Source organism: Amnimonas aquatica, from assembly GCF_002943415.1.
In the GTDB taxonomy this organism is placed as follows: Bacteria; Pseudomonadota; Gammaproteobacteria; order Pseudomonadales; family Moraxellaceae; genus Perlucidibaca; species Perlucidibaca aquatica_A.
This window is the reverse complement of sequence record NZ_PTQZ01000152.1, coordinates 1-4,527: the sequence shown is the minus strand read 5'-3', so window position 1 is coordinate 4,527 and position 4,527 is coordinate 1. Positions and strand designations below refer to the sequence as shown.

The following is a 4,527-nucleotide window of genomic DNA, read 5'->3' as shown; positions in this document are numbered from 1 at the left end:
CGCCCGCCCCGGGCCTTGCGGAGGACTCAGCCCGCCTGGCGCAGTCCGGCTTCGCGCGCTGCGAGCACACGCCCGGCAGCAGAAACCACCGCTTGCAACGTCGCCGCCGTCGTGTCCTCGGCCAGCGCCACGGCTTCACCGACAATGTCGCCGCTGCGCACGCGCACGCAGGCCATGGCGCGGGCATCGGTGCTGTCGCCGAGCGAGAACTCGTCGAAGCCTTCGACTTCCAGCGTGATGCCGTGGCGCTGCTGCACCGCCGCGACCACCGCGCTGACCGCGCCGCCGCCCTGGCCGCGCAGCACGTCGGCGCCGGCATCGCCCTTCACGGTCACGGTGGCGCGCACGATGTCATCCTCGCGGTTGAGCTCGTAGCCCTGCAGCTGCCAGCCGGCCGGGGTGTCGACATAGTGCTGCTGGAACAGCCCGTGGATGCGCGAGGCATCGACTTCGCCGCCTTCGTTCTCGGCGGTCTCCTGCACCACGCGCGAGAAGGCGATCTGCAGCCAGCGCGGCAGGGTGATGCCGAACTGCTGCTCGAGCACATGCAGCACGCCGCCCTTGCCGGACTGCGAGTTGATGCGCACCACTTCCTCGTAGCGGCGACCGAGGTCGCGCGGGTCGATGGGCAGGTAGGCCACGTCCCACGGCTTGCCATCGCCCTGGTTGGCCAGGCACTTGCGGATGGCGTCCTGGTGGCTGCCCGAGAAGGCGGTGAACACCAGCTCGCCGGCGTAGGCGTGGCGCGGGTGCGTGGTGATCTCGGTCACCGCTTCCACGACCTCGATGATCTCGCGCATGTCGGAGAAATCGATCTTCGGATCGATGCCCTGGCTGTAGAGGTTCATGGCCATGGTCACGAGGTCCATGTTGCCGGTGCGCTCGCCGTTGCCGAGCAGGGTGCCCTCGACACGGTCGGCGCCGGCCATGACGCCGAGCTCGGCGGCGGCGACGCCGCAGCCGCGGTCATTGTGGGTGTGCAGCGAAATGACGACATGCTCGCGGTGGCGGATGTTGTCGTTCATCCACTCGATGCAGTCGGCGTACACGTTCGGCGTGCTGACCTCGACCGTGGCCGGGAGGTTGATGATCACCGGCTGGCCGTGCTGCGGTTCCCACACGTCGATGACCGCGTTGACCACCTCGGCGGCGACTTCCAGCTCGGTGCCGGTGAAGCTCTCCGGCGAGTACTGGAAGGTCCACTGCGTCTGCGGGCGGCGCGCGGCCTGCTCCCTGACCCAGCGCGCGCCGTTGACGGCGATGCTCTTCACGCCGGCGACGTCGGTGCGGAAGACCTGTTCGCGCTGCGTGATCGAGGTCGAGTTGTAGACGTGCACGATGGCGCGCGGCACGCCTTCCAGCGATTCGTAGGTGCGTGCGATGAGCTCTTCGCGGGCCTGGGTGAGCACCTGGATGGTGACGTCATCCGGGATGAGGTTTTCCTCGATGAGCTTGCGCACGAAGTCGAAGTCCGGCTGCGAGGCGGCCGGGAAACCAACTTCGATCTCCTTGAGGCCGATCTTCACCAGCAGCAGGAAGAGACGGGTCTTCTGCTCCACGGTCATGGGCTTGACCAGCGCCTGGTTGCCGTCGCGCAGGTCCACGGCGCACCAGCGCGGCGTGGTGGTGATGACCTGGTCCGGCCAGCGGCGCTGCGGGCGCTGGACAACGGGGGCGGGGCGGTACTTGCGGTGGTCGAAAGCCATGGTGGTGCTCCAGTCTGTGTGTTGCCTGAGTCTGTCGTTCATGGCCGGGGGTGTCCCGTCGCCAGGTAAAACGGGCCCTTGCGGGCCCGGCGGGGTTCGGCGCGGCGCGGGTGGCGCGGTAGCCGGCATCCGGGGTGGGGATGCGCCAGGCCGGCGGCGACTCCGGGCTTGTGGCCACTGCCACGCGGCAAACGCTGCCGCGTGGCGACCATCGCCCGACCTGTGGAACACAGTCTAGGCGCGCCGCCGCGCAATTGGCTTGCGTAATGCGGGTGTTTTTGGCATCAATGGAATATATATTGCGCCTGAAGTTAATTTATTGGTGATTTGTTGCCATGAAAACGGATTCGGTGAAGCTGGACCGCTATGACCGTCATATCCTCGAGATACTGCAGCAGGAGGGCGGACTGTCCAACCTGGAGCTGGCCGAGCGCGTCGGGCTGTCGCCGTCGCCCTGCTCGCGCCGCGTGCAGAAGCTGGAGGAGGCCGGCATCATCCGCGGCCGCGCGGTGCTACTCGACAGCAAGGCGCTCGGGCTGGGGCTGACGGTCATGATACAGATCAGCATGGACCGCCACACGCCGGAGCGTTTCGAGAAGTTCGAAGCCGCGATCCGCGGCTTCGAGGAGGTGCAGCAGTGCTACCTGATCACCGGTCAGTCGGCTGACTACCTGCTCAAGGTCGCGGTGCCCGACATGGACCACTATCAGGCCTTCCTGCTCAACAAGATCACCCGCATCGAGGGCGTGAGCGGGGTCCATTCGAGTTTCGTGATGCGCAAGGTGGTCGACGCCACGGCGCTGCCGCTGAACTATCTCTGATCCGGGAGGGGCTGATGCCGTGCATCGTGAGTTGGCGACAGACAGCGCGGCCATGCCGCGCGAGGCCGGTGTCATGAAGAAGCAGCTGCTGGTGGTCGCGCATGCGCCCTCGGCGAACACCCGGGCGCTGGTCGAGGCCATGCTGCGCGGCGCGGCGCATCCCGATCTGCCGGCGGTCGAGGCTCGCCACGTGCCGCCGCTGGAGGCCACGGCAGAGGATGTCATGGCGGCGGATGCCATCATCCTCGGCACCACCGAGAACCTGGGCTACATGAGCGGGGCGCTGAAGGATTTCTTCGACCGTGTCTATTACCGCGTGCTGGAGGAGAAGCAGGGGCTGCCCTGCGCGCTCTGCATCCGCGCCGGCCATGACGGCACCGGCACCCTGCGTGCGGTGCGCGGCATCGTCACCGGCCTGCGCTGGAACTGGGTGCAGGAGCCGCTGCTGCTGCGCGGCGACTGGCAGGCGGACTTCCTGGCACAGGCCGAGGCGCTGGGCATGACCATGGCGGCCGGGCTGGACGCGGGCATTTTCTAGTCGGGTGGCCGGAGCGGCGGGTTGCCATGTGTTGTGAAGTGGTTGAAAAACCAGCGAAAGCTGCCGGTTTTCCGGTCAATTTCGCCGCCATTGGTCACGGAATGCGCGAAGCGTCAAAAACGCGGTGAATTTTCTCCGGCAAGTGTTGACAGCCCATGGGGCGATTCATAAACTGCGCGCCTCGAACGACGACACACCCAGTGACGTTCGATACTGTGGGGCTATAGCTCAGCTGGGAGAGCGCTACAATGGCATTGTAGAGGTCAGCGGTTCGATCCCGCTTAGCTCCACCAACCGCGGCCCCATCGTCTAGCGGTTAGGACATCGCCCTTTCACGGCGGTAACCGGGGTTCGATTCCCCGTGGGGTCACCATATGCATCAAGCCCTGGTCGGAAACGACCGGGGCTTTTTGTTTTCGGCCTCCGGACAAGGCCGGCTCCGGCATGCCGCTGCGGACGCCGTCGGTGCCGGGATCGTCGGCGTCAACCGTTCATCCCTTGCGGCGCTGGAAATTCCCTGTAGGTTTGGGGGCGGGCGCAGCGCCCGGTCCCGTTTCTTCCCGGAGTGTTCATGTTCACCGAGTGGCTTCCCGACTTCATCGATGCCGCGTTCATCCGCAATGTGGTGATCTCGGTCGTTTTCCTGCTGGTCATGGTGCTGATCCGCTCGCTCGCGCGGCGCGCGGTGCTCAAGCGCGAGAGCCTGGAGCCGGAAATGCGCCGGCGCTGGGTGAGCAGCATCGGCAATGTCACCGGCGGCCTGTCCATGATCGGCCTGGCATTCATCTGGGCCAGCCAGATCGAGACCCTGGCGGTGTCGCTGGTGGCGATCGCGGCGGCCATCGTGCTGGCCACGCGCGAGATGATCCTGTGCCTGATGGGCACCATCTACCTGACCAGCACGCACGCCTACACGGTCGGCGACCGCATCGAGATCAACGGCCTGCGCGGTCAGGTCATCGACGGCGACATGCTGTCGACCACGCTCATGGAGGCGGCGCAGGCGGTGCCCAACAAGAGCACCGTGGGGCGCGTGATCACTTTCCCGAACAGCCTGCTGCTGACGCACCCGGTCAGCAACGAGACCATGTTCGGCCAGTACGTGGTACACAACGTCAGCATACGCATCAGCCGCGAAGATGACTGGCAGCGCGCCGAGCAGGTCCTGCTGCACGCGGCGACGGGGGAGGTGGCGCGCTATGGCAAGGACATCGCCAAGCATGCCCGCGATCTGCAGCGCAGCTACGGGCTGGAGGCGCCGGCGCTGATTCCGCGCGTGAAGCTGCTGCTGGATGACCGCGAGAGCATCGGCCTGCTGCTGCAGCTGCCGGTGCCGCTGGAGCAGCGCGGCCAGATCGAGCAGCGCATCCTGCACGCGTTCCTGACCGGGACCACGGAGCGTGCCGCGGTGACGACCGCCGGCGCGCCGGGGGATGAGGCCGCAGTCACGCCGGCGACCTGA

The 4,527-nt window shown here is 66.7% G+C and carries 4 protein-coding genes and 2 tRNA genes; 5 read left to right on the top strand and 1 reads right to left on the bottom strand.

Going from position 1 to position 4,527, the window contains the following annotated elements:
- Nucleotides 1–26: 26 nt before the first annotated feature.
- On the bottom strand, nucleotides 27–1,706 hold the full coding sequence (locus tag C5O18_RS06800; protein WP_105192633.1) for a 2-isopropylmalate synthase: 1,680 nt from the start codon (nucleotides 1,704–1,706) through the stop codon (nucleotides 27–29).
- Between the two features lie 335 nt (nucleotides 1,707–2,041).
- Here C5O18_RS06800 and C5O18_RS06795 point away from each other — a divergent pair, with 335 nt between their 5' ends.
- The 5 genes from C5O18_RS06795 to C5O18_RS06775 all read left to right on the top strand — a co-directional run bounded on the left by C5O18_RS06795 (nucleotide 2,042) and on the right by C5O18_RS06775 (nucleotide 4,527).
- Nucleotides 2,042–2,527: an Lrp/AsnC family transcriptional regulator gene (locus C5O18_RS06795; protein WP_105192631.1), complete on the top strand. Its 486-nt coding sequence runs from the start codon at nucleotides 2,042–2,044 to the stop codon at nucleotides 2,525–2,527.
- Nucleotides 2,528–2,546: 19 nt separating this feature from the next.
- The gene (locus C5O18_RS06790; protein ID WP_241146766.1) at nucleotides 2,547–3,065 is read left to right on the top strand and encodes a flavodoxin family protein; all 519 of its coding nucleotides are present in this window, start codon (nucleotides 2,547–2,549) and stop codon (nucleotides 3,063–3,065) included.
- Nucleotides 3,066–3,282: 217 nt separating this feature from the next.
- Nucleotides 3,283–3,358 (top strand) — tRNA-Ala (locus tag C5O18_RS06785).
- A 5-nt stretch (nucleotides 3,359–3,363) separates the two neighbouring features.
- Nucleotides 3,364–3,438: transfer RNA gene (locus C5O18_RS06780), tRNA-Glu, on the top strand.
- 198 nt (nucleotides 3,439–3,636) lie between these two features.
- Complete coding sequence (locus tag C5O18_RS06775) at nucleotides 3,637–4,527, top strand: mechanosensitive ion channel family protein (protein WP_105192629.1); 891 nt, start codon at nucleotides 3,637–3,639, stop codon at nucleotides 4,525–4,527.

Coding starts and splice junctions, on each gene's coding strand:
- C5O18_RS06800 (WP_105192633.1), bottom strand. CDS start 1,706: ATGGCTTTCGACCACCGCAAGTACCGCCCCGCCCCCGTTGTCCAGCGC.
- C5O18_RS06795 (WP_105192631.1), top strand. CDS start 2,042: ATGAAAACGGATTCGGTGAAGCTGGACCGCTATGACCGTCATATCCTC.
- C5O18_RS06775 (WP_105192629.1), top strand. CDS start 3,637: ATGTTCACCGAGTGGCTTCCCGACTTCATCGATGCCGCGTTCATCCGC.